This is a genomic window from Streptomyces sp. NPDC029526, from assembly GCF_040637405.1.
Classification (GTDB): Bacteria; Actinomycetota; Actinomycetes; order Streptomycetales; family Streptomycetaceae; genus Streptomyces.
Map to the genome: position 1 here is coordinate 26290 of NZ_JBEZWE010000001.1, position 25594 is coordinate 51883.

Genomic DNA, 25594 nt, shown 5'->3' on the forward strand with positions numbered 1-25594 from the left:
TCCGCCCGTGCCCCATGAAGTCGATCAGTCGTTCCTCGCCCTGCCGCTGCGCCCCCTCGCCGACGCCGCGCTGGCCCGTGCGCGGTCGCTGGGGGCGGCGCACGCCGACTTCCGGCTGGAGCGGGTGCGCAGCGCGTCCTGGAACCTGCGGGACGCCCGGCCCGCCGGGACGTCGGACACCACCGACCTCGGCTACGCGGTGCGGGTGGTGCACGGCGGGGCCTGGGGGTTCGCCTCCGGGGTGGATCTGACGCCGGACGCCGCCGCGAAGGTCGCCTCGCAGGCGGTGGCGATGGCGCAGCTGTCCGCGCGGGTGGTCCGGGCGGCGGGTGCGGGGCCCGGCGGCCCGGTGGAGCTGGCCGAGGAGCCGGTGCACGCGGAGAAGACCTGGGTGTCGTCGTACGAGGTCGACCCGTTCTCGGTGCCGGACGAGGAGAAGGCCGCGCTGCTCGCCGCTTGGAGCGCCCGGCTGCTGGCGGCGCGCGGGGTCGACCATGTGGACGCCTCGCTGCTCACCGTGCACGAGAACAAGTTCTACGCCGACACCGCCGGGACCGTGACCACGCAGCAGCGGGTCCGGCTGCACCCGTCGTTCACGGCCGTGTCGGTGGACGACTCCAGCGGGGAGTTCGACTCCATGCGCACCCTGGCGCCGCCCGTGGGGCGCGGCTGGGAGTACCTGACCGGCACCGGCTGGGACTGGGACGAGGAGCTGGCGCGGCTGCCGGAGCTGCTCGCGGAGAAGATGCGGGCGCCCAGCGTGGACCCGGGGCTCTACGACCTGGTCGTCGACCCCTCCAACCTGTGGCTGACCATCCACGAGTCCATCGGGCACGCCACGGAGCTGGACCGGGCGCTCGGCTACGAGGCGGCGTACGCCGGCACCTCGTTCGCCACCTTCGACCAGCTGGGGAAGCTGCGGTACGGCTCGGAGCTGATGAACGTCACCGGCGACCGCACCGCCGAGCACGGGCTGGCGACCGTCGGCTACGACGACGAGGGCGTCGAGGCGCAGTCCTGGGACCTGGTGAAGGACGGCACCCTGGTCGGTTACCAGCTGGACCGGCGGATCGCGAGGCTCACGGGCTTCGAGCGGTCCAACGGGTGCGCGTTCGCGGACTCCCCGGAGCACGTGCCGGTGCAGCGGATGGCGAACGTGTCGTTGCGGCCCGATCCGGCCGGGATGTCGACGGAGGACCTGATCGGCGGTGTGGAGCGGGGCATCTACGTGGTCGGGGACCGCTCGTGGAGCATCGACATGCAGCGCTACAACTTCCAGTTCACGGGCCAGCGGTTCCACCGCATCGAGAACGGGCGGCTGGTGGGGCAGTTGCGGGACGTGGCCTACCAGGCGACGACGACCGACTTCTGGGGCTCCATGGCGGCGGTCGGCGGCCCGCAGACGTATGTGCTGGGCGGGGCGTTCAACTGCGGCAAGGCCCAGCCGGGACAGGTCGCGGCGGTCTCGCACGGCTGCCCCTCGGCCCTGTTCCGGGGTGTCAACATCCTCAACACGACTCAGGAGGCCGGCCGATGAGCGCCAGGACCGGGACCGGCCGGGGGTCCGGGGGTCGTCCCCCGGGACAGCACCGTCTCAACACGACTCAGGAGGCCGGCCGATGAGCGCCAGGACCGGGACCGGCCGGGGGTCCGGGGGTCGTCCCCCGGGACAGCACCGTCTCGACACGACTCAGGAGGCCGGTCGATGAGCGGGCGCAGCAGCAAGCCGCACGAGATCGTGGAGCGCGCGCTCGCGCTGTCCCGGGCCGACGGGTGCGTGGTGATCGCCGACGAGCGGTCGACGGCCAATCTGCGCTGGGCGGGCAACGCGCTCACCACCAACGGGGTCACGCGCGGACGCACCCTCACCGTGGTGGCCACGGTGGACGGCCGGGAGGGGACGGCGTCCGGGGTGGTGTCGCGGTCGGCCGTGACCGCCGAGGAGCTGGAGCCGCTGGTGCGGGCGGCCGAGGCGGCGGCGCGCGGGGCGGGTCCTGCGGAGGACGCGGGACCGCTGGTCGCCGGGGTGCCCGAGTCCCCCGACTTCGCCCAGGAGCCCGCCGTGACCTCGTCGGCGGTGTTCACGGACTTCGCCCCGGCGCTCGGGGAGTCGTTCGCCCGGGCCCGGGCGGGCGGGCGCGAGCTGTACGGGTTCGCCCACCACGAGATGGTGTCCAGCTACCTGGGCACGTCGACGGGGCTGCGGCTGCGGCACGACCAGCCGAACGGGACGCTGGAGCTGAACGCCAAGTCGCCGGACCGTACCCGGTCGGCGTGGGCGGGGCGCTCCACCCGGGACTTCACGGACGTGGACCCCAGGACGATGGACGCCGAACTGGCGGTGCGGCTCGGCTGGGCCGAGCGGCGGCTGGAGCTGCCCGCGGGCCGGTACGAGACGCTGCTGCCGCCGACCGCGGTGGCGGACCTGCTGATCTACCAGCTGTGGTCGGCCTCCGGGCGGGACGCGGCCGAGGGCCGCACGGTGTTCTCCGCGCCCGGCGGCGGCACCCGGATCGGTGAGCGGCTCACCGGGCTGCCGCTGACCCTGCGCAGCGACCCGCACGAGCCGGGACTTCAGTCGGCGCCGTTCGTGCTGGCGCACTCCTCCGGGGGTGACCGGTCGGTGTTCGACAACGGGCTGCCGCTGGCGGCCACGGAGTGGGTCCGCGAGGGCGAGCTGAGGCACCTGACCACCAGCCGGCACAGCGCGGAGCTGACCGGGCTGCCGGTGACGCCGGGGATCGACAACCTGATCCTGGAGGGCGGCCGGGACCGCTCGCTGGAGGAGATGGTCGCCGACACCGGGCGCGGGCTGCTGCTGACCTGCCTGTGGTACATCCGCGAGGTGGACCCGGCGACGCTGCTGCTGACCGGTCTGACCCGGGACGGCGTCTACCTGGTGGAGAACGGCGAGGTGACCGGGGAGGTGAACAACTTCCGGTTCAACGAGTCGCCGGTGGACCTGCTGGGCCGGGCGGCGGAGGCGGGGCGGACGGAGAAGACGCTGCCCAGGGAGTGGAGCGACTGGTTCACCCGGGCCGCGATGCCCGCGCTGCGCATCCCCGATTTCAATATGAGCTCGGTCAGCCGGGGCGTATAACCTCGTAGGCGTCCGCGTCCGGCCGCCGGCCGGGCGCGCGGAGCCGAGCACCCTCGGCGCCCCTCTTCCGGCATCACCTAGGAGACACGAGAACCGTGACGGACATCGTCGACGAGCTGCAGTGGCGCGGGCTGTTCGCCCAGTCCACCGACGAGGACGCATTGCGCAAAGCGCTCGCGGACGGTCCCGTCACCTTCTATTGCGGCTTCGACCCGACCGCGCCGTCCCTGCACGTGGGGCATCTGGTGCAGGTGCTCACCCTGCGCCGGCTCCAGCAGGCCGGGCACCGGCCGCTGGCCCTCGTCGGCGGGGCGACGGGCCAGATCGGTGACCCGCGGCCGACCGCGGAGCGCACGCTGAACTCGCCGGAGACGGTGGCCGGCTGGGTGGAGCGACTGCGCCGGCAGATCGAGCCGTTCCTGTCCTTCGAGGGCGAGAACGCGGCCGAGATGGTCAACAACCTGGACTGGACGCAGAACCTGTCGGCGATCGAGTTCCTGCGGGACGTCGGCAAGCACTTCCGCGTCAACAAGATGCTGACGAAGGACTCGGTCGCCCGGCGGCTGGAGTCCTCCGAGGGCATCAGCTACACCGAGTTCAGCTACCAGCTGCTGCAGGCCATGGACTTCCTCCAGCTCTACCGGAGGTACGGCTGCACGCTGCAGCAGGGCGGCAGCGACCAGTGGGGCAACCTCACGGCGGGCCTGGACCTGATCCACCGGCTGGAGCCGGACGCCACGGTGCACGCGTACGCGACCCCGCTGATGACGAAGGCGGACGGCACCAAGTTCGGCAAGACCGCGAGCGGTGCGGTGTGGCTGGACCCGGAGATGACGACGCCGTACGCGTTCTACCAGTTCTGGCTGAACGTGGACGACCGGGACATCTCGGGCTACATGCGCATCCTGTCCTTCAGGTCCCGCGAGGAGCTGGAGGAGCTGGAGCGGCAGACCGCGGAGCGCCCGCAGGCCCGTGCCGCGCAGCGGGCGCTGGCGGAGGAGCTGACCACGCTGGTGCACGGCGCGGACCAGACGGCCGCCGTGATCGCCGCCTCGAAGGCGCTGTTCGGCCAGGGCGAGCTGGCGGAGCTGGACGAGCGCACGCTGGCCGCGGCGCTCTCCGAGGTGCCGCACGTCCGGGTCACGGAGCCGGCCCCGGTGGTGGACCTCTTCGCGGAGGTCGGCCTGGTGGCCAGCAAGTCGGCCGCGCGGCGCACGGTGAAGGAGGGCGGCGCCTACGTGAACAACGTGAAGGTCACCGCCGAGGACGCCGTCCCGGCGCGGGAGGACCTGCTGCACGGGCGCTGGCTGGTGCTGCGCCGGGGCAAGAAGAACCTGGCGGCCGTCGAGGTCACGGCCGGCTGAGCCACAGGGGTGGACGAGGGGGCGGTTCCCGCGGGCGGGAGCCGCCCCCTCGCCTCCCGCCCCTCGCTGTCCTCCCTCGCCGTCCCCGTGCCGGGTCAGGTCGTGCGGCGTTCGTGCTTCCGGCGCTGCATCGCGTTGTAGATCATCTCCACGAGGAGCACGACGACGATGGCCGCGCCCAGCTGGAAGATGTGCCGCCCCCAGTCGATGCCGCGGGTCTCCTCGATGCCGAAGCCCCGGGCCATGGCGTTGCCGATGACGGCGCCGATCATGCCGCAGATGGTCGCCAGCCACAGCGGGATGTGCTGCTTGCCGGGGATCACCGCCTTGGCGAGCAGGCCGAGCACGAATCCCACGATGATCGCCCACAACCAGCCCATGAGTGCCTCCTCGTACGGCTTGACGCGTGCATTACGGCCAGTGTCGGCCCGGGCTCCGCGTGCCGCATGCCGGGCGGCGCCGTCCGCGCGACGGAGCGGCCGGGCGAGGGGTGGAGGGGCTGCCCCGGTAGTGGCCCGGCGGCCGGGCGGGCGTAATGTGGTGGATGTCCGGGCCCGGTGTCCCCGATCGGTCGCGGAGCGGTCAGGGACGGGGAAGTCCGATGCGGGCGGGTGGTGGATTGCGATGCCGAAGCAGCATGGCGCCCAGGTGTTCCGGATCACCGGTGCCCGGGCGGGCCTCCAGGACGACGTGCGGGCACGGCAGCGCCGGTACGTGATCTCGATGACCGTCCGTACGATCTCGGTCATCCTCGCCGCGGTGCTGTGGAACGTGGAGAAGCACGTCGCGATCGTGGCGCTGGTCCTCGGCGCGGTGCTGCCGTACATCGCGGTGGTGATCGCCAACGCGGGCCGGGAGAACGCCCCTTCCCTGCCGTCGACCTTCGTGACCACGCCGATGCGGCCCATGATCACGCCGCCGCCCGGGGAGGACGGCGCCCCGGCGGACGACCCGCGGGACGCGGGGTCGCGGACCGCCGCGGAAGCGGGTGCGGAGCGTTCCGAAGGGCCGTGACCGCCGGGTACGGACGGGTGGACGGCGGGAGCGGAAGCAGGTTCCGCGCCAAGCTCAAGAAAAGCTCAGATCAATCATGGTGTTCCGGTGCCGGTGCCGGGGTGACCCGTGACATACTTCGTACGCGCTCCGCATCCCCCGTCGGAGCGACGGACCGACGCCGGGCAGCTCCCCCCGTGGCTGCTCGGCGTCGCCTTGTGAGGGGGGCCACCGCCCCGTCGGGGGCGGGTGTCCGGGCCGGGTTAGGGTCGGCGGTGTGATGGTCCCCGATCCCGAGACGCCGATCTGTTCCGCCAAGGGCTGCCGCACCGCCGCCGCCTGGGTGCTGGCCTGGAACAACCCGAAGCTGCACACGCCTGAGCGGCGCAAGACCTGGCTCGCCTGCGAGGAGCACCGGGAGCACCTGTCGCAGTTCCTGGGCGTGCGCGGGTTCCTGAAGGACGTCGTCCCCTTCGCCGAGTGGCAGGCCCGGGAGGCCTGAGCGGCCCCGGAGCCTGTCCTCCGCGCGCTCAGCCGCCGATGGCGGACATCGGCCGGTCCGGCTGGACGAAGGACGGGTCGTCCAGGCCCGCGCCGGCCTTCTTGCCCCACATGGCCTGCCGCCACACTCGGGCGATCTCCTCGTCCGGGGCACCGGAGCGCAGGGCGCCGCGCAGGTCGGTCTCCTCGGTGGCGAACAGGCAGGTGCGGACCTGCCCGTCGGCGGTGAGGCGGGTGCGGTCGCAGGCCGCGCAGAACGGGCGGGTGACGGAGGCGATGACGCCCACCCGGTGCGGGCCGCCGTCGACGAGCCAGCGCTCGGCGGGTGCCGAGCCACGGGCCTCGGAGCCCTCGGGGGTCAGCTCGAAGCGGGTGCGCAGCGAGGCGAGGATGTCGCCGGCCGTGACCATGCCCTCGCGCTTCCAGCCGTGCTGGGCGTCCAGCGGCATCTGCTCGATGAAACGCAACTCGTAGTCGTGCTCCACGGCCCAGGCGAGCAGGTCGGGCGCCTCGTCGTCGTTGAGGCCCGGCATGAGCACGGAGTTGACCTTCACGGGGGTCAGACCGGCCTCGCGGGCCGCGTACAGGCCGTCGATGACGTCCTGGTGGCGGTCGCGGCGGGTGAGGCGCTTGAAGACGTCCGGGCGGAGCGTGTCCAGGGAGACGTTCACCCGGTCCAGGCCCGCCCGCTTCAGGGCGTCGGCGGTGCGGCGCAGGCCGATGCCGTTGGTGGTGAGGGAGATCTGCGGGCGGGGCTCGAGGGCGGCGACGCGTTCGACGATGCCGGCCAGGCCGGGCCGCAGCAGGGGCTCCCCGCCGGTGAAGCGGACCTCCTCGATACCGAGGGAGGTCACGGCGACGCCGACCAGGCGGACGATCTCGTCGTCGTCGAGCAGGTCGGGCTTGGCGAGCCACTGCAGACCCTCCTCGGGCATGCAGTAGGTGCAGCGCAGATTGCACCGGTCGGTGAGCGAGACCCTCAGATCGGTGGCCACTCGGCCGTAGGTGTCGATGAGCACGTGGGCCCCCTCCCTCGACGCGGATCGCTGACATCCCGTACCTGCGAGCGTACGTGACGGCACCGACGGCCACAGCCGCCCGATGCGACGAGAACGACGACGGCCGCGTCGTGGGGACCTGGAGGTTCCTACGACGCGGCCGTCGGGCGGGGTGGATCAGTGGGCGCCGGCGCCGGTGAGGGACCGGACCTCCAGCTCCGCGTACTTCTCGGTGTCCGGCTCCTCCTTGGACAGGACGGTGCCGAGCCAGCCGAGCAGGAAGCCGGCCGGGATGGAGATCAGGCCCGGGTTCTTCAGCGGGAACCACGAGAAGTCGACGTCGGGGAACATCGACGTGGGGTCGCCGGAGACGACGGGCGAGAACAGCACCAGGCCGACGGCGATGATCAGACCGCCGTAGATCGACCACAGCGCGCCCTGGGTGGTGAACCGCTTCCAGAACAGGCTGTAGAGGATGGTCGGCAGGTTGGCCGAGGCGGCGACCGCGAAGGCGAGCGCGACCAGGCCGGCCACGTTCAGGTCGCGGGCGAGGGCGCCCAGGGCGATGGAGACGACGCCGATGAGGACGGTCGCCAGACGGGCCGCACGCATCTCCTCCTTCTCGGTGGCCTTCCCCTTGCGGATGACGTTGGCGTAGATGTCGTGCGCGAAGGAGGACGAGGAGGCGAGGGTGAGGCCCGCGACCACGGCCAGGATGGTCGCGAAGGCGACCGCCGAGATGGTGGCGAGCAGGATCGCGCCCCAGGTGGAGTCGACGCCGCCGAGGTGCAGGGCGAGCAGCGGGGCGGCCGTGTTGCCGGACGGGTTGGACTCGATGATCTCGGTGCGCGAGATGAGGGCCGCGGCGCCGAAGCCGAGGGCGATGGTCATCAGGTAGAAGCCGCCGATGATGCCGATGGCCCAGTTGACGGACTTCCGGGCGGCCTTGGCGTTGGGCACCGTGTAGAAGCGGATCAGGATGTGCGGCAGGCCGGCCGTGCCGAGCACCAGGGCGATGCCGAGGGAGATGAAGTCCAGCTTGGTGGTGCCGCTGGCGCCGTACTGCAGGCCGGGCTCCAGGAAGGCGGCTCCCGCTCCGCTGTTCTCGGCGGCCTTGCCGAGCAGGTCGGAGATGTTGAAGTTGAACTTCAGCAGGACCAGGAAGGTGATCAGGATGGTGCCGCCGATGAGCAGCACGGCCTTGATCATCTGCACCCAGGTGGTGCCCTTCATGCCGCCGATGGAGACGTAGACGATCATCAGGACGCCGACCAGGGCGACGATGAGGATCTTGCCGGCGTCGGAGGTGATGCCGAGCAGCAGCGACACCAGGACGCCCGCGCCGGCCATCTGGGCGAGCAGGTAGAAGATCGACACGACGATGGTCGAGGTGCCGGCGGCGGTGCGCACCGGGCGCTGGCGCATCCGGTAGGCGAGCACGTCGCCCATGGTGTAGCGGCCGGAGTTGCGCAGCGGCTCGGCGACCAGCAGCAGCGCCACCAGCCAGGCGACCAGGAAGCCGATGGAGTAGAGGAAGCCGTCGTAGCCGAACAGGGCGATGGCGCCCGCGATGCCGAGGAAGGACGCGGCCGACATGTAGTCGCCGGAGACGGCGAGCCCGTTCTGGAAGGCGCTGAACTGCCGGCCGCCGGCGTAGAAGTCGGCGGCGTCCTTGGTCTGGCGCCCGGCCCAGACGGTGATGCCGAGGGTGGCGACGACGAACAGCGCGAACAGGGTGATGATCAGGCCGCGGTGCTCGCTGGCCTCGTTCGCGGCGAGGGTGACGTGGGCGATCGAGGGGCTCATGCGCCGCCCTCCATACGGGTCTTGATGGCTTCGGCCTTCGGGTCGAACTTGGCGGCGGCGTGGCGGGAGTACCACCAGGCGATGGCGAACGTGGTGACGAACTGCAGGACGCCGAAGACGAAGGCGACGTTGATGTTGCCGAACAGCTCGGTGCCCATGAAGCCGCCCGCGTAGTTGGACAGCAGGACGTACAGCAGGTACCAGGCGATGAAGGCGACGGTCAGCGGGAACGCGAAGGAGCGGTGCGTGCGGCGCAGTTCGGCGAACTCCGCGCTCTGCTGAACCTCGGTGAACTCCTCCGGCGTCGGGAGTTTGGTCTCTGCTGTCGAGGGGGGCGGTGCTTCGGCGGCCACGGAGTCTCCTCGCGATCGTGCGGTCCGACAGGGACGGAGGCGAGTGTCCTCGCGCTCCCTGCCCAAGGGCACGGCGCCCGGCCGGGGGTGGTTCAAACGGGTTCTGCTTCTTTCCGTCCGGCCGGACGCGCCGGGCGGGGGCGGGGTGGGAGGCGGGTGGGAGGCCGGGTGCGACCGGGCCCCGGGGCGACGCGAGCTCGGGTGCCGGGGCCGCGGGACGGGGAGGCGGGGACGGAGAGGCGGGGACGGAGAGGCGGGGGCGGCCGGGGACGGGGAGAGCCGTCCGGGGGACCGCAGGGGACCCTCCGGGACATTCGGGCGCGGACTGTGAAGACCTTGAGGGAAAACGTTGCTGGCCCGAGACCTCGCGGGATAGCTTCACCCTGCACAACCCGTCATGTACCTGCCCGAGCACCACCTGTGTCTCGGGCAGCTTCCGTTCCGGATGATGTGGAGACCCCATGGCTCATCTGCGTTCCAGACGCCGGCTCGCCCTCGCCGTGCCCGTCGCGCTGTCGCTGACCGCCTCGCTCGGCTTCCTGCCGGCGGCGGCCTCGGCCGCCGAGCGGACCGCGTCGACGGCGGAGCAGGCGACGGACGCGCCCGCCTTGGCGTACGTGGTGAACACCAAGGCGGACCGCCGCACGATCGCGTCGGTGGAGAAGGCGATCGCCCAGGCCGGCGGGAAGGTCGTGGTCACCCACGACAGGATCGGTGTCATCGTCGTCCACTCGGCGAACCCGGACTTCGGCACGGAGATACGCAAGGTCCGGGGCGTGCAGTCGGCGGGTGCCACCCGCACCGCGCCCCTGACCCCGGCCGGCACCACCGACGTCGGCGCGGCCGAGTACGTGACGGCCGCGGACGCGGCGCGCATCGGGGCCGCCTCGGCGAAGACGCCGGACAGCGAGCCGCTCGAGGCCGACCAGTGGGACCTGCGGGCGATCGGCGCCGACAAGGCCGCGAAGATCAACCCGGGCAGCAGCAAGGTGACCGTCGCCGTGATCGACACCGGCGTCGACGACACCCACCCGGACCTCGCCCCGAACTTCTCCGCCTCCCAGTCCGCCAACTGCGTCGGCGGCGTGGCGGACACCAGCGAGGGTGCCTGGCGCCCGTACACGGACGAGGACTACCACGGCACCCACGTGGCCGGTGAGATCGCCGCCGCCCGCAACGGCATCGGCGTGGCCGGCGTCGCGCCCGGTGTGAAGGTGTCCAGCATCAAGGTGAGCGACCCGGACAACGGCCTCTTCTACCCGGAGAACGTCGTCTGCGCCTTCGTGTTCGCCGCCGACCACGGCGTGGAGATCACGAACAACAGCTACTACGTCGACCCGTGGCTGTACAACTGCAAGGACGACCCGGACCAGAAGGCGATCCTGGACGCGGTCAACCGCGCCCAGCTGTACGCCCAGGGCAAGGGCACCCTGCACGTGGCGTCGGCCGGCAACTCCAACCACGACCTGGCCTCGGACGCGATCGACGACGCCTCCAGTCCCAACGACACCACTCCGGTCGAGCGCACCATCGACCCGAGCGAGTGCCTGGATCTGCCGACCCAGCTGCCGGGCGTGGTCACGGTCAGCGCGACGGGTGTGGACAACCAGAAGTCGTACTACTCGACCTACGGCCACCGGGTCGTGGACGTGGCCGCGCCGGGCGGTGACCGCCGCTACCAGCTGCCGGACACCCCGTCCAAGGACGGCCGCATCCTGTCCACCATGCCGAACGGGCAGTACGCCTTCCTCCAGGGCACCTCGATGGCCGCGCCGCACGCCGCCGGCGTCGCCGCGCTGCTGAAGTCCAAGCACCCGTGGGCCCCGCCCGCCGTGGTCCAGGCGCTGCTGAAGGCCCAGGCGGACAACCCGGGCTGCCCGGCCTCCTACGACCAGGACGGCGACGGTGTGCAGGACGCCACCTGCGAGGGCGGCAAGCTGGTCAACGGCTTCTACGGCCACGGCATCGTCAACGCGCTGCGCGCCGTGAAGTAGGCAGGACCGCCACCGGGGCACGGTTCCCGGAGCGCAACACGGAGGGCCGGGCGGTTCGCCCGGCCCTCCCGCCGTGCGGCATGCTGCCCACCGCACACGGTCCCGGCCGCTTCCGCTCCAGCGGGGCCCCGATCATCCCCGGTCCGGGCGGCCGGGTCCACGGAGGAAGCACGATGACCGATACGGCCGACGCCTGGTCCGCGCTCGGCGGTGATCCCGGCCTGCTCGGCCGGGTCACGGCCGTGGAGCGGCCGGAGGTGCTGTCGGCACGGCTCCCGGTGCGGCGGACGGCACGGACGTGCGTGGCGGCGTGCGCGCTGGCCGCCGCCGAACTGGCGGCCCGCCGGGCGGGGCTCGCGGAGGTGCCCGCCGTACGGGTGGACGACGGCGCGGTGGCGACGGCGTTCGTCAGTGAGCGGCACCTGCGGGTGGACGGGCGGGCCCCGGTCTCCTTCGCGCCGCTGTCACGGTTCTGGCGGACGGCGGACGGCTGGGTGCGCACCCACGCCAACTACCCGCACCACCGGGAGCGGCTGCTCGCCGCGCTGGACGTACCCGGCGACCCGGACGCGGTGGCGGCGGCGCTGGCCGGACGCTCCGCGCGGGAGGTGGAGGACACGGTGAGCGCGGCCGGGGGGCTCGCGGTCGCGCTGCGCACGCCGGCGCAGTGGGCGGCGCATCCGCAGGGCGTGGCGGTGGCGCGCCGGCCCCTGGTGGAGCGCGTCCGGCTGGACTCCGCGCCCGGCCGGACCCTGCCGGGGGTGGACGGAGGTCCCCTGCTGCCGGCCGCCGGGGTGCGGGTGCTGGACCTCACCCGGGTCATCGCCGGGCCGGTCGCCACCCGCGTGCTCGGGCTGCTCGGCGCGGACGTGCTGCGGGTGGATCCGCCGGGCCTGCCCGAGATCGCCGACCAGCACGCCGACACCGGTTTCGGGAAGCGGTCCGCCCTGCTCGACCTGGCCACGGGCCGGGACGCCTTCGAGGAACTGCTCGCCGGTGCGGACGTCGTCGTCACCGGTTACCGCCCGGGCGCGCTGGACCGGTTCGGGCTGGACCCGCGGGCGCTGGCCGAGCGACGGCCGGGGGTGGTGGTGGCCCAGTTGTCGGCGTGGGGCGTCGACGGACCGTGGGGCGGCCGGCGGGGCTTCGACAGCCTGGTGCAGGTGGCCACGGGCATCGCGTCGGCCGAGGGCGGGGACGGGCGTCCGGGCGCGCTGCCGGCCCAGGCGCTCGACCACGGCAGCGGGTACCTCCTCGCGGCGGCCGTGCTGCGGGCCCTGACGGACCGTGCGGAGGCGGGCGGCAGCCGGCTGGTCCGGGTGACGCTGGCCCGTACGGCGCGGTGGCTGCTGGAGTCCGCACCCGCCGGGGCGGCGCTCGAGGACGCTCCGGCCGCCGGGACACCGGCCCCGGAACCCGGCCCCTGGCTCGCCGGGACCGACAGCCCGCTCGGCCGGCTGCGGTACGCCCTGCCCCCGGTGACGTTCGCGGGCGGACCGCGCGACTGGACCCGTCCGCCCGGCCCGTGGGGGGCGGACGCGGCGCGCTGGGAGTGACGGCGGCGGGGCGGGGACGAAGGCGCAGGGGGACGGGACCCGGACGGAGACGAAGGCGCACGGGGAGACGACGGCCGGGCGGGGACGAAGCGCACGGGGACGACGGCCGGTCGGGAACGAAGGCGGACGGAAGGGGCGTCTCGCGTGCGCTGCCGACCGGGGGCGCGCGGCCTCCGGCACCCGGCGGCGGGGCCTTCCGCCGCCGGGAATGTAACGGCCTCGGAACGGAACCGTCCCGATATATGCATGACGCACGGAATGTCCGGGCCCACTTCGGTCCCGGGCTTGCCCGGCTCCGCGGGCGCTTGTGAAGATCCTGGGGTGACTCTGACCAACCCCCGGTCCAGGACGACCGGTGCCCACAGGGGCGAGCGGCGTTCCGGCGTCGGACCGGCCGTCGCCGTCCTCGTCCTGGTGACGCTGGGCGCGCTCATACCCCTGCTCGGCCCGGCTCCCGCACTGGACGGCACGGGGGAGGACCCGGCTCCCGGCACGGGCGGCATAGCCCTGCTGCGGACGGTGCTGTTCGCGGCGCTGGCCGTGCCCGTGGGCGAACTGTTCGTGCGGCGGCTGGCCCGTTCCGTACCGGGCGCGCCCCCCGTCCTGCCCCGCAGTTGGTCCACGGTGGCCAACTCGGTGGGGTTCGTGGCCGCCCTGGGGCTGGCCTCCGTGGTGGCCACCGGCAACCTCGTCCCCGGCGGCATCGCCGACATCGACGTGGGCGGCCTCTACGGCACCCGGGACGGCAAGCTCGCCCTCCTGGAGGTCAACGGCTTCCTCGCCGCCGCCCTGTGCGCCGCCTCGGCCCGGCCCGGCACGCAGGTGTGGCCGCTGGCCGCCGTCGTGGTGGCGGAGGCGCTGCGCGCGCACCCGACCACGGAGTACTCGCCCCTGCTGGGCTCCGGGCTGACGCTGGTGCACCTGACCTGCGCCTCGATGTGGGTGGGCGGCCTGGTGTACACCCTGCGCACGCTGCGGCGGTGGCGGGTCACGGAGGCGGGCAGCGCCCTGCTGGGCCTCTACGCGCGGGTGGCCGCCGTCCTGCTGGCCGCCCTCACCGCGACGGGCATCGGCAGTTCGCTGCGCAGGATGCCCCCCGAGACGATCATGGAGCAGTTGACGGACACCGCCTACGGCCGGGTCCTGCTCGCCAAGGTGCTGCTGATGGCGGGGGTCGCCGCCCTCGCCCTGTGGGCCCGGATCCGGCTGGGCCGGGCGGCCGACCCGCTGTCCGCCTGTTCCCCCGCGCGGGCGGAGGTGTTCGTCCTGGGCCTGGTGGTGGCGGTGTCGGGACTGCTCACGGCCCTCCCGGTCCCGATCCGCTGGTGAGCGCGGAGCGCAACGCGTCGGCAGCACACTTAACTTGACGAGTCGTCAGGCAACGGCACCGCACTCGCCCGCGAAACCCCGCCCCCGGCCGCCGTTCGCCGTTCGCCGTTCGCCGTTCGCCGTTCGCCGAGGAGTCACGACCACCCGCACACATCGAGCATCCGCGGACATATCCGGCACGCGAACGCCCGCGCGAGACAGGGGACCTGACGGACCGCAGTGTCGGCCGCGCCCCGTATCCTCGGTGACCATGCTCGAAGACCTGACGACCGCAGCCCCCTCCCCCGGCGTGTGGCCGGCGGCGTATCCCCGGGGCTACGCGGTCGTTGACGTGGAGACGACGGGGCTGGCCCGTGACGACCGCATCATCTCGGCGGCCGTGTACCGGTTGGACGCGCGCGGCGAGGTCGAGGACCACTGGTACACGGTGGTCAACCCGGAGCGGGACCCCGGCCCGGTGTGGATCCACGGCCTGACGAGCGAGGCGCTGGAGGGCGCGCCGCTGTTCGGGGACATCGCGGCGGAGTTCGCGACCCGGCTGGAGGGCCGGGTGCTGGTGGCGCACAACGCGGTCTTCGACTGGCAGATGATCGCCCGGGAGTACGCCCGGGCGCGCGCCGAGGCTCCGGTGCGGCAGCGGCTGTGCACCATCGCCCTCGCCAAGGAGCTGCGGCTTCCGCTGCCCAACCACAAGCTGGAGTCGCTGGCCGCGCACTTCGGTGTCGTGCAGCAGCGGGCGCACCACGCGCTGGACGACGCGCGGGTGCTGGCCGAGGCGTTCCGGCCCAGCCTGCGGGCCGCCGCGGCGGCGAACGTCCGGCTGCCGCTGCACGAGTGCCGGCCGCTGACGGAGTGGTCGGACCGGCCGCGGATCGGGCAGCAGGCCGCCTACGGCGGACGCCCGGCCACCTGGCGCCCCTCGCGCAAACGGCCCGCCTGCCCGTACCCCAACCCGGGGCGGTACGAGCCGGGCAAGCCGCTCAAGCAGGGCATGCGGGTGGCGTTCTCCGGCGACACCTCCGTCGACCGGGAGCTGTTGGAGGACCGGGCGACGGAGGCGGGGCTGCACGTGGCCGGCAGCCTGTCCCGGCTGACCAGTCTCCTGGTCACCAACGACCCCGGCTCCGGGACGTCCAAGGTGGTCAAGGCCCGCCAGTTCGGCACCCCGGTCGTGGACGAGGCGGCGTTCGGACAGCTGCTCGGCAACGTCGAACCGGCGTCCGAGGGCTGATCCGGCCCCGGCCGGCGGGTGACCGTACGGACGGGTGATTGCCCGGCGACTCGCCTGCCGCCCGCTCGCCCCCACGGGAGGGACGGCACACCCTGTGGCCCATGGCGACCTGCGAAGTATGCGGCAACAGTTACGGAATGACCTTCGAGGTGCACGCCCAAGGGGCCGTGCACGTGTTCGACTGCTTCTCCTGTGCGATCCACCGCATGGCCCCGATCTGCGAGCACTGCCGGGTGCAGATCATCGGCCAGGGCGTGGAGGCCGAGGGCCACTGGTACTGCGGGGCCCACTGCGCCCGGGCGGAGGGAAGGACGGGCATCGTGGACCGGGTGTGACAACGCGCCGGGCGTACCCGCCTCCGTGCACCCCACGACCGAGTTGTACGGTCGTGGGGTGTACCGCTTCCTGTTGTCCCGCCAGTGGGTGACCATCACCCTGGTCGCCCTGCTGCTCATCCCCACGATGATCTGGCTGGGCTCCTGGCAGATGGAACGCTACGAACAGCGCTCCGCCCGCAACCGGCTCGTCGCCGAGGCGCTGGACGCGGAGCCGGTGCCCGTGCAGCGGCTCGCCTCCCCCGGCCACGCCGTGACCCGCGAGGAGCGGTACCGCACGGTGACCGCCACGGGCCGCTTCGACACCGACGCCGAGGTCGTGGTGCGCCGCCGCACCAACTCCGACGACGAGGTCGGCTACCACGTCCTCACCCCGCTGATCCTCCGGGACGGCAGGGTCCTGCTGGTCAACCGCGGCTGGATCCCCTCGGACGGCCCCAGCCAGACGGCGTTCCCGGACGTCCCCCCGCCGCCCTCCGGCGAGGTCACGATCACCGGCCGGCTGATGCCCGACGAGACCACCGAGGCCAGCGGCATCAAGAACCTCCAGGGCCTGCCCGACCGGCAGATCATGCTGATCAACAGTGAGCTGGAGGCCCGGCGCCTGGGCGCCGAGGTGCTCGGCGGCCACGTCGTGCAGACGGCGCCCGAGCCGCGGGACGGCAGCCCGCAGCTGCTCGGCGGCCCGGGCGAGGAGAACGCCGCCCTGAACTACGCGTACGCCCTGCAGTGGTGGCTGTTCGCGGCGGCCGTGCCGGTCGGCTGGGTGGTGCTGGTGCGCCGCGAGACCCGGGAGCGGGCGGCCCGGCCGGCGGCGGGACCGGCGGACGCCCCGGAGTCGGAGCCGGCCCCCGTCTGACCGGGAACCCGCCCGAGCGCCCCGTGCGTCGGCCGCCGCCCGTGCACCCCTCCCGGCCCGCCCGCCCCGTGTGCGAGAGTGTGCGGGCCCGCGGACCCGGCCGCCGCGGACCCAGGAGCGGACAGCCGTTCCGTTCCTGTCCCCCGGACCGGCCTGTGGCGCAACTCTCCACCGGGTACAGGGCACACCTAGGACGGTGACGCGTGGCCGACGGCGCCATGACCGCGACGTTCCTCGCCGTGATCGGCGGGGCGTCGCTGCTCGCCGTCACCGCGCGCCGGCTCCGGCCCAGCGACCGGCTGCCGTCCCTGGAGAGCTGGGCGCTGGCCGACCGCTCCCTCGGCGCCGGCTGGATCTGGCTGCTGCTCGGCGGCACCGTCTACACCGCGTACACCTTCACCGCGGTACCCGGGCTGGCGTACGGCAACGGGGCGCCGGCGTTCTTCGCGGTGCCGTACACGGTGATCGTCTGCCCGCTGGCGTTCGTGCTGCTGAGCCGGCTGTGGAGCGTGGCCCGGCGGCACGGCTACGTCACCGCGGCCGACTTCGTGCGCGGCCGGTACGGGTCGCCGCCGCTGGCCCTGGTGGTGGCGCTGACCGGGATCCTCGCGACGATGCCCTACCTGGCGCTGCAACTGCTCGGGATCCGCGCGGTGCTCACCGCCGGCGGGCTGTACCCGCACGGGGCGACCGGCGACCTGGTGATGGTGGCGGTCTTCGCCGGTCTCGCGGTGGCGACCTACCGGCACGGGCTGCGGGCGCCCACCGTGATCGCGGCTCTGAAGGCGGTCGCGGTGTTCGTCTCGCTCACCGCGGTGTGCTGGCTGGTGCTGCGGCGCTTCGGCGGGCCCGGCGCCGTCTTCGACGGTGCGGCCCGCGCGCTCGGCGGGACGGACACGGCCCACTCGCCGCTGCTGCTGACCCCCGGGCAGCAGCCCGCGTACGCCACCCTCGCGCTCGGCTCCGCGCTGGCCCTGCTGATGTACCCGCACGTGCTCACCGCCGGTTTCGCGGCCGACGGACCACGCACCCTGCGCAAGGTCACGGTGGGCCTGCCCGCCTGGACGGCGCTGCTGGCGCTGTTCGGCTTCCTGGGCATCGCCGCCCTCGCGGCCGGGGTGCGCGCCCCCGAGGGCGGCGCGGAGGCGGCCGTGCCGATGCTGGTCGACCGGCTCATGCCGGGCCCGCTCGCCGGGCTGGTGTTCGGCGCGATCGTGGTGGGCGCGCTGGTCCCGGCGGCGGTCATGTCGATCGCCGCGGCGACCAGCTTCGTGCGCAACGTGTACGTGGAGTACGTGCACCCGACGGCCACCCCCAAACGCCAGGTGCGCATCGCCAAGGCGGTCTCCCTCACGGCGAAACTGGGCGCCGTGGCGTTCGTCTTCGGGCTGCGCGACCAGGCCGCCATCAACCTGCAACTGCTGGGCGGGGTGTGGATGCTCCAGGTGTTCCCGGCGGTGGCCGTGGGCCTGTACACGCGGTGGTTGCACCCGCGGGCGCTGCTCGCCGGGTGGGCCGTCGGCATGGCCGCCGGGACGTGGCTGGTGGTCCGCGAGGGGTTCTCCTCGATCGTGCCCCTCGGCCCCGCCGGCGGTCCGGTGGAGATCTACGCCGGGGTCGCCGCCCTGCTGCTCAACCTGACCGTCGCGGTCGCCGCCACGCCGGCGCTGGACCGCATCGGCGTCCCGCGCGGTGCGGACGCCACCGACCTGCCGTCCGGCCCGGTGGCGGGGCGGCGCCCGGAGACGGGAGCGAACACCACGTGAGACGCCGACAGCACTCCCCCGGCACCCTGCCGCCGGCCCCGGCGGCCCCTCCCCCGGCGCCGCCCCCGACGGCGGTCCGCGCGGAGCCGCCGGCCGCCGCCGATCCGGCCGACCGGGAGCGCGAGGCCGGCGTCGCCCGCCTCTTCGAGGCCCACTACTCCTCCATGCTGCGGCTCGCCGTCCTGCTCGGCGCCGACGACCCGGAGAACGTGGTGGCCGAGGCGTACTACCAGGTCTACCGCAGGTGGCGGCGGCTGACGGACGTGGGCGCGGCGGAGGCGTATCTGCGGTCCACCGTCTGCAACCTGACCCGGATGCGGATACGGCACCTCCAGGTGGTGCGCCGCGTCGTGCCGCAGGGCGCCCCGGAGGACACCGTCGCGTCCGCCGAGAACACCGCGCTGCTCCGCGACGACCAACGGGTGCTGATCGACGCGCTCCGGCAGCTGCCCACCCGGCAGCGCGAGGCGCTGGTGCTGCGGCACTGGCTCGGGCTGACGGAGCGCGAGATCGCCGCCGCGATGGGCATCACCCGCGGCTCCGTGAAGACGCACACCTCGCGCGGCATCGCCGCGCTGACCCAGGCGATGGAGGCCCGGCGATGACGCACCGAGAGGCGACTCCGTCGCACGGCACCGGCGCGGACCCCGCCCGCCCCGACCGGCCCCTGCCCCGACCGCCGGGCGCCGACCGCACCGAACGGGAGCTGCGCGACGCCCTCTCCGCACTCGCCGGGGGTGTGCTGCCCGACCCGGACGCCTACCGCGCGGCACGCGGGACCTGGCTGCGCCGGGAACGCCGGCGCCGGCTCGTCCTCGCGGTGCTGGTCGCCGTCGTCTTCGCGCTGGCCGTCCTGATCGGCCTGTGGGTGCTCAACCAGGCGCCCGCCGAGCCCGGGGTGATCTTCTCCGGCACCGGGTCCCCGTCCGCCGACGGCCCGTCACTCCCCCGGCTCCCGACCTGATTGCGGGCCCGGGCGGCCGGGAACCCGCACCTCGTGCACCGTATCGAGGACTACGCGCTCATCGGCGACGAGCAGACCGCTGCCCTGGTGGGCACGGACGGCTCCATCGACTGGCTCTGCCTGCCCCGCTTCGACTCCGCCGCGTGCTTCGCCCGGCTCCTCGGCGACGAGGACAACGGGCACTGGCGCATCGCCCCCGCCGGGGCGGAGCGCTGCACGCGCCGCGCCTACCGGCAGGACACCCTGGTCCTGGACACCGAGTGGGAGACCGACGGCGGGACCGTCCGGGTCACCGACCTGATGCCCCAACGCCACCGGGCCCCCGACGTGGTGCGGATCGTGCAGGGCGTGAGCGGGGAGGTCACCGTGCGCAGCACGCTCAAGCTGCGCTTCGACTACGGCTCGGTCGTCCCCTGGGTGCGCCGGGCCGACGGGCACCGGGTCGCGGTCGCCGGGCCCGACTCGGTGTGGCTGCGCAGCGAACCGGAGGTGCGCACCTGGGGCGAGGACCTGAGCACCGTCTCGGAGTTCACGGTGAAGGAGGGCGAACGGGTCGCGTTCGTGCTGACCTGGCACCCCTCCCACGAGCCGCGCCCGCCGCTCGTCGACCCGTACACCTCGCTGCGGCACAGCGTGGCGGACTGGCAGGCGTGGGCGTCGCACTGCCGGTACCACGGCCCGCACCGGGACATGGTGGTCCGGTCCCTGATCACGCTGAAGGCGCTGACGTACGCCCCCACCGGCGGCATCGTCGCCGCGGCCACCACCTCGCTGCCGGAGGACCCGGGCGGGGTGCGCAACTGGGACTACCGGTTCTGCTGGCTGCGGGACTCCACCCTGACCCTGAACGTGCTGCTGGCGGCCGGGTACCAGCAGGAGGCGGAGGCCTGGCGGAACTGGCTGCTGCGGGCGGTCGCGGGCGACCCGGCCGACCTGCAGATCATGTACGGCCTGGCGGGCGAGCGGCGGCTGCCGGAGTTCGAACTGCCCTGGCTGTCCGGCTTCGGCGGCGCCACACCGGTACGGGTCGGCAACGAGGCGGTCAACCAGCTCCAGCTCGACGTGTACGGCGAGGTGATGGACTCCCTGGACCTGGCCCGCCGTTCGGGCCTGTCGGCGCAGCCCGACGTGTGGGCGCTGCAGACCGTGCTGATGGACTTCCTGCGCACGGTCTGGCGGCAGCCGGACGAGGGCTTGTGGGAAGTACGCGGCGGGCGACGGCACTTCGTGCACTCCAAGGTCATGGTGTGGGTCGCCGCGGACCGCGCGGTGCGCGCCCTGGAGGACGACCCGGAGCTCCACGGCGACCTCGACGGCTGGCGCGAGCTGCGCGACGAGGTGCACCGGGAGGTGTGCGAGAAGGGCTTCGACCCCGAGCGGAACACCTTCACCCAGTCCTACGGCTCCCGGGAACTGGACGCGGCGCTGCTGCTCATCCCCCGGGTGGGTTTCCTGCCGCCCGACGATCCACGGGTGCTCGGCACCATCGAGGCGGTCCGCGCGGAACTGGGACGGGACGGACTGCTGCGCCGGTACACGCCCGCCGCGACGACCGCGGTGGACGGGCTGCCCGGGGACGAGGCCACGTTCCTGGTGTGCTCCTTCTGGCTGGCGGACGCCCTGCACATGACCGGCAGGACCCGGGAGGCGCGCGAGCTGTTCGAACGGCTGCTGGGACTCGCCAACGACGTGGGCCTGCTGTCCGAGGAGTACGACACGGTGGGCCGGCGGCAGCTGGGCAACGTGCCGCAGGCGTTCAGCCACATCGGTCTGGTGAACACCGCTCTCGCCCTGTTCGGCGGAGAAGGCGAGGAGGCAGGATAGGGCCATGGATCTTGGACTGAAGGACCGGGTGTACGTCGTCACCGGGGCGACCCGCGGGCTGGGCCACGCCACCGCGCGCGAGCTGGTCGCCGACGGCGCGAAGGTGGTCGTCACGGGGCGGGAGGAGAAGAACGTCGCCGAGGCGGCCGCGGCCCTGGGGCCGAACGCGGTCGGCGTGGCCGTCGACAACGCCGACCCCACGGCGCCGGAGCGGCTGGTGGCGACCGCGCGCGAGCGGTTCCACCGCCTGGACGGCATCCTCGTCAGCGTGGGCGGGCCGCCGCCGGGGTTCGTCGCCGACACCACCGACGAGCAGTGGCGGGCGGCCTTCGAGTCGGTGTTCCTGGGCGCGGTGCGGCTGGCCCGCACGGCCGCGGCGGAACTGGGTGAGGGCGGCGTCATCGGCTTCGTGCTGTCGGGCTCGGTGCACGAGCCGATCCCGGGGCTGACCATCTCCAACGGACTGCGTCCGGGGCTCGCCGGATTCGCCAAGTCCCTCGCCGACGAGCTGGGTCCGCGCGGCATCCGCGTGGTCGGCCTGCTGCCCGGACGGATCGACACCGACCGCGTGCGCGAGCTGGACGCCCTGTCCGCCGACCCCGAGGCCACGCGCCGGGCCACCGAGTCGCGGATCCCGCTGCGCCGCTACGGCACCCCGGAGGAGTTCGGCCGCACGGCGGCGTTCGTGCTGTCCCCGGCCGCCTCGTACCTGTCGGGCGTGATGCTGCCGGTGGACGGCGGCGTCCGGCACGGGTTCTGAACGACGTCCGGCACGGCTTGTGAACGGCGTCCGGCACAGATTCTGAACGCGGCGCCCTCGCCGGTGTCCGCGGCGGGCCGGTCAACTCACCCGCTCCGCACCGTGCTTGACGGCGCGCAGGCGGACCTCGGAGGGGAGCGCGGCCGTGCCCGCCGACGTGCGGGCGTGGGTGAGGGCGCCGGAGGTGAGGGTGTCCAGGGCGGTGCCGGGGTCCACGTCCGGTTCCAGCTGGAGCCGGACCCGGGCCGCCGGGGCGTCGGCCCGGCCGGTCAGCCGCACCCGCGCCCGGTGGACGCCGTCCACCTGGCCGGCGTCCCGGACCAGGGCGTCCTCCAGGGCGTGCCCCCGCAGCGTCGCGCCCTCGCCGTCCCCGGTGTCGAGGTACACCTCGCCCAGCCGCCGTCGGCGCAGCGTCGCGACCAGCCACCACAGGGCGAGCAGGACCAGGACCGCGAGCGCGGCGATGACGGCCGGCCACCACCAGTCCTCCGCCCGCCACCGGGTCCGCTCCGACGCGTCCAGCAGCACGTCGTGCCGCCCGTGGTGGATCCACCAGGAGGGCGCCGGCGCCCCGAAGCCCACCGCCAGCACGGAGCCGCCGAGTGCGACCAGCACGAGTCCCGCGATGCCCAGCAGCACCCGGTTGACGGTCGTGAGCACCGCTCTCACCCCTTCCGTCCGGGCCGTCGCACCCGCAGGGACAGCACGGGCGGCCGGGCGAGCCCCAGCCCCCGGACCGCCTCGGCGAGCACCAGGTCCAGGTCGTGTCGGACGTCGTCCAGGTCACGGAAGTGCGACACCGCGCGCACGTCGGCGCGGCGCCGCCGGACGCGGACCCGCACCGCCTGCACCCCGGCCACCTCCATGGCGCGGTCCCGCAGGACCATCGCCGCCGCGTCCCGGTGCAGCGCGGCCCGCACGTCGGGGTGGGTGCGCCGCATCGGGAGCAGGGCCCGCAGGCCGGGGGTGAGGGCGAGCAGCAGCAGCCAGAGCCCGAGGGCCGCGGCCACCCCGGCGCCGATCCGCACCCAGAGGTCGTCGAGGGGCCGCTCCGCGAGCTGCCGGGCCAGTTCGCGGCGCCAGGCCGACGCGGGGCGGCCGGCGCGGACCGCGGCGACGTCGTAGAGGAACGCGCCGGCGACCACCAGCAGCACCAGGGCCACCAGGGCGGCGGGCACCCGGCGGGTGGACCAGAAACGGCGGTGCCCGCCCGGCAGGTCCCGGTCCGCGGGCGCGGGTTCCGGCCCGGGGCCGGGGTGCCCGGGGGCGGGGTTCCCGGAGCCGGGCGACACGGTGCCGGTGCCCGTCCCGGCGTCCGGGGCCCGGTCCGTCGCGTGCCGCTCCGGGGCCCCGCTCATCGGGTCCTCCCCCGGGGCGCGCCGAGGGCCGCGGTCAGGTGCAGCCGCTCCACCTCGACCGCGACCTCGGTGACGTGCAGGTCCACCAGGTCCGTCACGCGTTCGGTCACCCGGTGGCGCACCCGGGCACAGCGGTCGCCGAGGTCGCCCGGGTAGTCGAGTTCGACGTGCACCCGGAAGCGGGCGGTGTCGTGGTGGACGACGACCGTGGCGTGCGGCGGGGCGGCGTCCGGCGGCAGCGGTCCCAGTGCCTCGCGCGCCGCCCGGGAGGCGATCTTGGCGATCACCCGGTCGGCGATCCGGGTCGCGCCGCGGTCGCCCGGGGCCACCACGCCCGGGCCCCGGCCGAGCTCACCGGCGACGGTGTTCGCCGGGGTCACCGGTCACCGCCGCCGTTCGTCACGGGTGCGGAAGAGGTCGCCCGGTTCCAGGTCCCCCTGGAGGAACCTCCCGACGACGAACCCCACCGCGCCCAGGGCCGCCACCAGCAGGAATGCCCCGAACCCGCCGAAGTATCCGGCGAAGCCCAGTGCCATGCCGGCGATCATGCCGACCACGGCCATGTTCATGGTGCGCTCCTCAGCTCCTCAGCCGTACCCGTCCGTACCGTCCGTGCCCGTCCGTGCCCGTCCGTGCCCGTCGCCGCTGCTGCTCCCGTGTGCGCGGCCGTGCGGGTGCGCGGCCGCGTGTGCGCTCCCGCACGGCCGACCCGTCGTGGCCGCGCACCCTCGTGGCCGCGCGCCGTGCTCCGTGCTCCGTGCTCCCTGCGCGACTGTCCCTGCGTGCGACCGTCCCTGCCTCCGCGACGTCCCTGCCGCCGCGCGACCGCGCCCGCGTGCGGCCGGTCGCCGGGCCGGGCGGACGACGTCGTCGCCCGCCCGCGCGTCCCGGCCCGGTCACGGGTTCACTGGAGCCGGGACTCGGGCTCCTCGTCGTCCTCTTCGTCGGGCAGCTTGACGTCGCTCACCGCGATGTTGACCTCGACGACCTCCAGACCGGTCATCCGCTCCACGGCCGCCACGACGTTCTCCCGGACGTCCCGGGCCACGTCCTTGATGGACACCCCGTAGTCGACGACGATCTCCAGGTCGAGCGCGGTCTGCACCTCGCCGACCTCGGCCTTCACGCCCCGGGTCACCGCCTTCGACCCGCCGGGCACCCGGTCCCGCACGGCCCCGAAGGTGCGGGACAGCCCGCTGCCCATGGCGTGCACGCCGAGCACGTCCCGGGCGGCCATGCCCGCGATCTTCTCGACGACGCCGTCCGCGATGGTGGTGCGGCCCCGGCCGGCCGGGTCACCGCCGCCACGCCGGGTGGGCTGCCCCTTGCGGGAGGTCTCGCCCGACGTCTTCTCCAGCTCGGCGGTCCTCGTGGAGCCGCCCTCGGTCATGTCGGTCATGCCGCGCGTCCTTCCGGTCGTGGTCCTACGACCACCGTATGCGCGGTTGCGTGGTCGCGCGCCAGGGATGCGGCAGGCTGGAGGAATGACGGCTGAGCGGTGGACGCGAGCGGTGCGGGAGCAGGTGGGGCTGGGCCGGTTCCTGCCCCTGGGCGGGCCCCACGACGGGGCATGGATCGCCGAGCGGGCCGCGGCGGCGGTCCTGCGGTCGGCGGTGCGGGACGTGGACGGCGTGCGCCTGGGCGCGCTGCGGATCGCGCTCGCCGCGCCGGGGTCGGCGGGTGAGCCGGTCGTACCGGCGCCGCCGAGTGCCCTGCCGCCGGGCCCGCTGCGGGTGACGGCTCAGTGCGCGGCGACGGCCGCGGAGCCGTTGCCCGTGGCGGCGGAGCGGCTGCGGAGGGCACTGGTGCGGGCTTGCGCCGAACGGGTGGGGCTGGTGGTCGAGGAGGTGGACCTGCGGGTCACGGACCTCCTGGACGGCTCCGGTGACGCCACGCGGCCGGTCGCGGGAGACCGGCGGGACGCGCCGGCGGCACCGGCGGCGTCGTCCGAGCCGACCGGGTCGTCCGGATCGCCCGGGCCGTCCGGGCCGTCCGGGCCGTCCGGGCCGTCCCCGGTCGAGACGGCGCGGGACGCACCCGGCACCGGCGGGGCCGCGGACGCGACTCCGGCAGCCGGGGCCGACGGCCCGCCGGCGGACGGGGACGGCCCCCCGGCGGCCGGACCGGAGGACGGTCCGCAGAACGGCCCGGTGGCCGGCCCGGAGGACGGTGACGAGCGGCGGGTGGCCGAAGCCGCGCTGGCCGTGCCGGGCGTCGCCCGGCTGACCGGCTCGCCGGGCCGCGCGGTACGGCTGACGTCGGTGCCGGGCGAGGCCGCGCTGCCGCACCGGCAGGTGCGGGTGGACCTCGCCGTGGGCACGGGGCACCGTGCCTTGGACGTGGCCCTGGCCGTCCGCGCGGCGGTGGCAGCGGCGCTGCCGGACCGTCCGGCGGTGGCCGTCCTGGTCACGGCCGCCGAGTAGCGAGCGGCGGCCGAGCCAGCGGCGGTCGGGCGGGCGGCAGCCTGTCGCGCGGCAGCCGTGACCAGGACGGTCGGCCGGGG

The 25594-nt window shown here is 74.3% G+C and carries 26 protein-coding genes; 17 read left to right on the top strand and 9 right to left on the bottom strand.

Annotated features, from left to right (window positions below):
* Positions 1–7 precede the first annotated feature (7 nt).
* The 3 genes from AB0F01_RS00135 (at position 8) to tyrS (ending at position 4464) form a co-directional block, all read left to right on the top strand.
* Positions 8–1537 (top strand): TldD/PmbA family protein, encoded by a 1530-nt coding sequence (locus tag AB0F01_RS00135; RefSeq protein ID WP_362088826.1) that lies wholly within the window; start codon positions 8–10, stop codon positions 1535–1537.
* Between the two features lie 168 nt (positions 1538–1705).
* A complete protein-coding gene (locus AB0F01_RS00140) occupies positions 1706–3100 on the top strand; it encodes a metallopeptidase TldD-related protein (protein ID WP_362088827.1) in 1395 nt (464 codons plus the stop codon).
* Between the two features lie 95 nt (positions 3101–3195).
* A complete protein-coding gene (gene tyrS, locus AB0F01_RS00145) occupies positions 3196–4464 on the top strand; it encodes a tyrosine--tRNA ligase (RefSeq protein ID WP_362088828.1) in 1269 nt (422 codons plus the stop codon).
* A 95-nt stretch (positions 4465–4559) separates the two neighbouring features.
* Here the strand turns inward: tyrS and AB0F01_RS00150 are convergent, their stop codons facing one another.
* A complete protein-coding gene (locus tag AB0F01_RS00150; RefSeq protein ID WP_362088829.1) occupies positions 4560–4844 on the bottom strand; it encodes a GlsB/YeaQ/YmgE family stress response membrane protein in 285 nt (94 codons plus the stop codon).
* Between the two features lie 244 nt (positions 4845–5088).
* On the opposite strand from AB0F01_RS00150, the gene AB0F01_RS00155 reads away from it, so the two are divergent.
* Positions 5089–5478, top strand: a complete 390-nt coding sequence (locus AB0F01_RS00155; protein ID WP_362088830.1) for a DUF3099 domain-containing protein — start codon at positions 5089–5091, stop codon at positions 5476–5478.
* A 259-nt stretch (positions 5479–5737) separates the two neighbouring features.
* Positions 5738–5959: a hypothetical protein gene (locus AB0F01_RS00160; protein WP_362090150.1), complete on the top strand. Its 222-nt coding sequence runs from the start codon at positions 5738–5740 to the stop codon at positions 5957–5959.
* Between the two features lie 28 nt (positions 5960–5987).
* Here the strand turns inward: AB0F01_RS00160 and moaA are convergent, their stop codons facing one another.
* The 3 genes from moaA to AB0F01_RS00175 all read right to left on the bottom strand — a co-directional run bounded on the left by moaA (position 5988) and on the right by AB0F01_RS00175 (position 9115).
* Positions 5988–6977 carry a GTP 3',8-cyclase MoaA gene (moaA, locus tag AB0F01_RS00165; RefSeq protein WP_362088831.1) on the bottom strand — a complete coding sequence of 330 codons (990 nt, stop codon included), beginning with the start codon at positions 6975–6977 and terminating at the stop codon, positions 5988–5990.
* 156 nt (positions 6978–7133) lie between these two features.
* Positions 7134–8762 (bottom strand): cation acetate symporter, encoded by a 1629-nt coding sequence (locus tag AB0F01_RS00170; RefSeq protein ID WP_362088832.1) that lies wholly within the window; start codon positions 8760–8762, stop codon positions 7134–7136.
* The gene (locus tag AB0F01_RS00175; protein WP_362088833.1) at positions 8759–9115 is read right to left on the bottom strand and encodes a DUF485 domain-containing protein; all 357 of its coding nucleotides are present in this window, start codon (positions 9113–9115) and stop codon (positions 8759–8761) included. Before AB0F01_RS00175 ends, AB0F01_RS00170 begins: the two co-directional genes overlap by 4 nt.
* A 461-nt stretch (positions 9116–9576) precedes the next feature.
* On the opposite strand from AB0F01_RS00175, the gene AB0F01_RS00180 reads away from it, so the two are divergent.
* From AB0F01_RS00180 to AB0F01_RS00230, 11 genes are all read left to right on the top strand, one after another.
* Complete coding sequence (locus AB0F01_RS00180) at positions 9577–11109, top strand: S8 family serine peptidase (RefSeq protein ID WP_362088834.1); 1533 nt, start codon at positions 9577–9579, stop codon at positions 11107–11109.
* 173 nt (positions 11110–11282) lie between these two features.
* The gene (locus AB0F01_RS00185) at positions 11283–12665 is read left to right on the top strand and encodes a CoA transferase (RefSeq protein WP_362088835.1); all 1383 of its coding nucleotides are present in this window, start codon (positions 11283–11285) and stop codon (positions 12663–12665) included.
* Positions 12666–12986: 321 nt separating this feature from the next.
* On the top strand, positions 12987–13994 hold the full coding sequence (locus AB0F01_RS00190; RefSeq protein ID WP_362088836.1) for a CopD family protein: 1008 nt from the start codon (positions 12987–12989) through the stop codon (positions 13992–13994).
* A gap of 250 nt (positions 13995–14244) precedes the next feature.
* The gene (locus tag AB0F01_RS00195) at positions 14245–15225 is read left to right on the top strand and encodes a DEDDh family exonuclease (RefSeq protein WP_362088837.1); all 981 of its coding nucleotides are present in this window, start codon (positions 14245–14247) and stop codon (positions 15223–15225) included.
* Between the two features lie 101 nt (positions 15226–15326).
* A complete protein-coding gene (locus AB0F01_RS00200) occupies positions 15327–15560 on the top strand; it encodes a hypothetical protein (protein ID WP_109379926.1) in 234 nt (77 codons plus the stop codon).
* Between the two features lie 58 nt (positions 15561–15618).
* Complete coding sequence (locus AB0F01_RS00205) at positions 15619–16419, top strand: SURF1 family protein (RefSeq protein ID WP_362088838.1); 801 nt, start codon at positions 15619–15621, stop codon at positions 16417–16419.
* A gap of 203 nt (positions 16420–16622) precedes the next feature.
* Positions 16623–18185, top strand: coding sequence for a sodium:solute symporter (locus tag AB0F01_RS00210; RefSeq protein WP_362088839.1), 1563 nt, complete (start codon positions 16623–16625; stop codon positions 18183–18185).
* Positions 18182–18790 carry a sigma-70 family RNA polymerase sigma factor gene (locus AB0F01_RS00215; RefSeq protein ID WP_362088840.1) on the top strand — a complete coding sequence of 203 codons (609 nt, stop codon included), beginning with the start codon at positions 18182–18184 and terminating at the stop codon, positions 18788–18790. The genes AB0F01_RS00210 and AB0F01_RS00215 overlap by 4 nt, the downstream gene beginning before the upstream one ends.
* Positions 18787–19149, top strand: coding sequence for a hypothetical protein (locus AB0F01_RS00220; RefSeq protein ID WP_362088841.1), 363 nt, complete (start codon positions 18787–18789; stop codon positions 19147–19149). The genes AB0F01_RS00215 and AB0F01_RS00220 overlap by 4 nt, the downstream gene beginning before the upstream one ends.
* Positions 19150–19182: 33 nt before the next feature.
* Entirely contained in the window at positions 19183–20973 is a 1791-nt protein-coding gene (locus AB0F01_RS00225; protein ID WP_362088842.1) for a glycoside hydrolase family 15 protein, read from the top strand.
* 4 nt (positions 20974–20977) lie between these two features.
* Positions 20978–21733 carry an SDR family oxidoreductase gene (locus tag AB0F01_RS00230; protein WP_362088843.1) on the top strand — a complete coding sequence of 252 codons (756 nt, stop codon included), beginning with the start codon at positions 20978–20980 and terminating at the stop codon, positions 21731–21733.
* Positions 21734–21814: 81 nt separating this feature from the next.
* Here AB0F01_RS00230 and amaP read toward each other — a convergent pair whose 3' ends face one another.
* The 5 genes from amaP to AB0F01_RS00255 all read right to left on the bottom strand — a co-directional run bounded on the left by amaP (position 21815) and on the right by AB0F01_RS00255 (position 24490).
* Positions 21815–22402 carry an alkaline shock response membrane anchor protein AmaP gene (amaP, locus tag AB0F01_RS00235; RefSeq protein ID WP_362088844.1) on the bottom strand — a complete coding sequence of 196 codons (588 nt, stop codon included), beginning with the start codon at positions 22400–22402 and terminating at the stop codon, positions 21815–21817.
* Entirely contained in the window at positions 22399–23091 is a 693-nt protein-coding gene (locus AB0F01_RS00240; protein WP_362088845.1) for a DUF6286 domain-containing protein, read from the bottom strand. Before AB0F01_RS00240 ends, amaP begins: the two co-directional genes overlap by 4 nt.
* Positions 23088–23471 carry a hypothetical protein gene (locus AB0F01_RS00245; RefSeq protein ID WP_362088846.1) on the bottom strand — a complete coding sequence of 128 codons (384 nt, stop codon included), beginning with the start codon at positions 23469–23471 and terminating at the stop codon, positions 23088–23090. The genes AB0F01_RS00240 and AB0F01_RS00245 overlap by 4 nt, the downstream gene beginning before the upstream one ends.
* A 3-nt stretch (positions 23472–23474) precedes the next feature.
* Positions 23475–23660, bottom strand: coding sequence for a hypothetical protein (locus AB0F01_RS00250; RefSeq protein WP_362088847.1), 186 nt, complete (start codon positions 23658–23660; stop codon positions 23475–23477).
* A 335-nt stretch (positions 23661–23995) separates the two neighbouring features.
* Positions 23996–24490 carry an Asp23/Gls24 family envelope stress response protein gene (locus tag AB0F01_RS00255; RefSeq protein WP_362088848.1) on the bottom strand — a complete coding sequence of 165 codons (495 nt, stop codon included), beginning with the start codon at positions 24488–24490 and terminating at the stop codon, positions 23996–23998.
* Positions 24491–24575: 85 nt separating this feature from the next.
* Here AB0F01_RS00255 and AB0F01_RS00260 point away from each other — a divergent pair, with 85 nt between their 5' ends.
* Positions 24576–25514 (top strand): hypothetical protein, encoded by a 939-nt coding sequence (locus AB0F01_RS00260; RefSeq protein ID WP_362088849.1) that lies wholly within the window; start codon positions 24576–24578, stop codon positions 25512–25514.
* Positions 25515–25594: the final 80 nt, after the last annotated feature.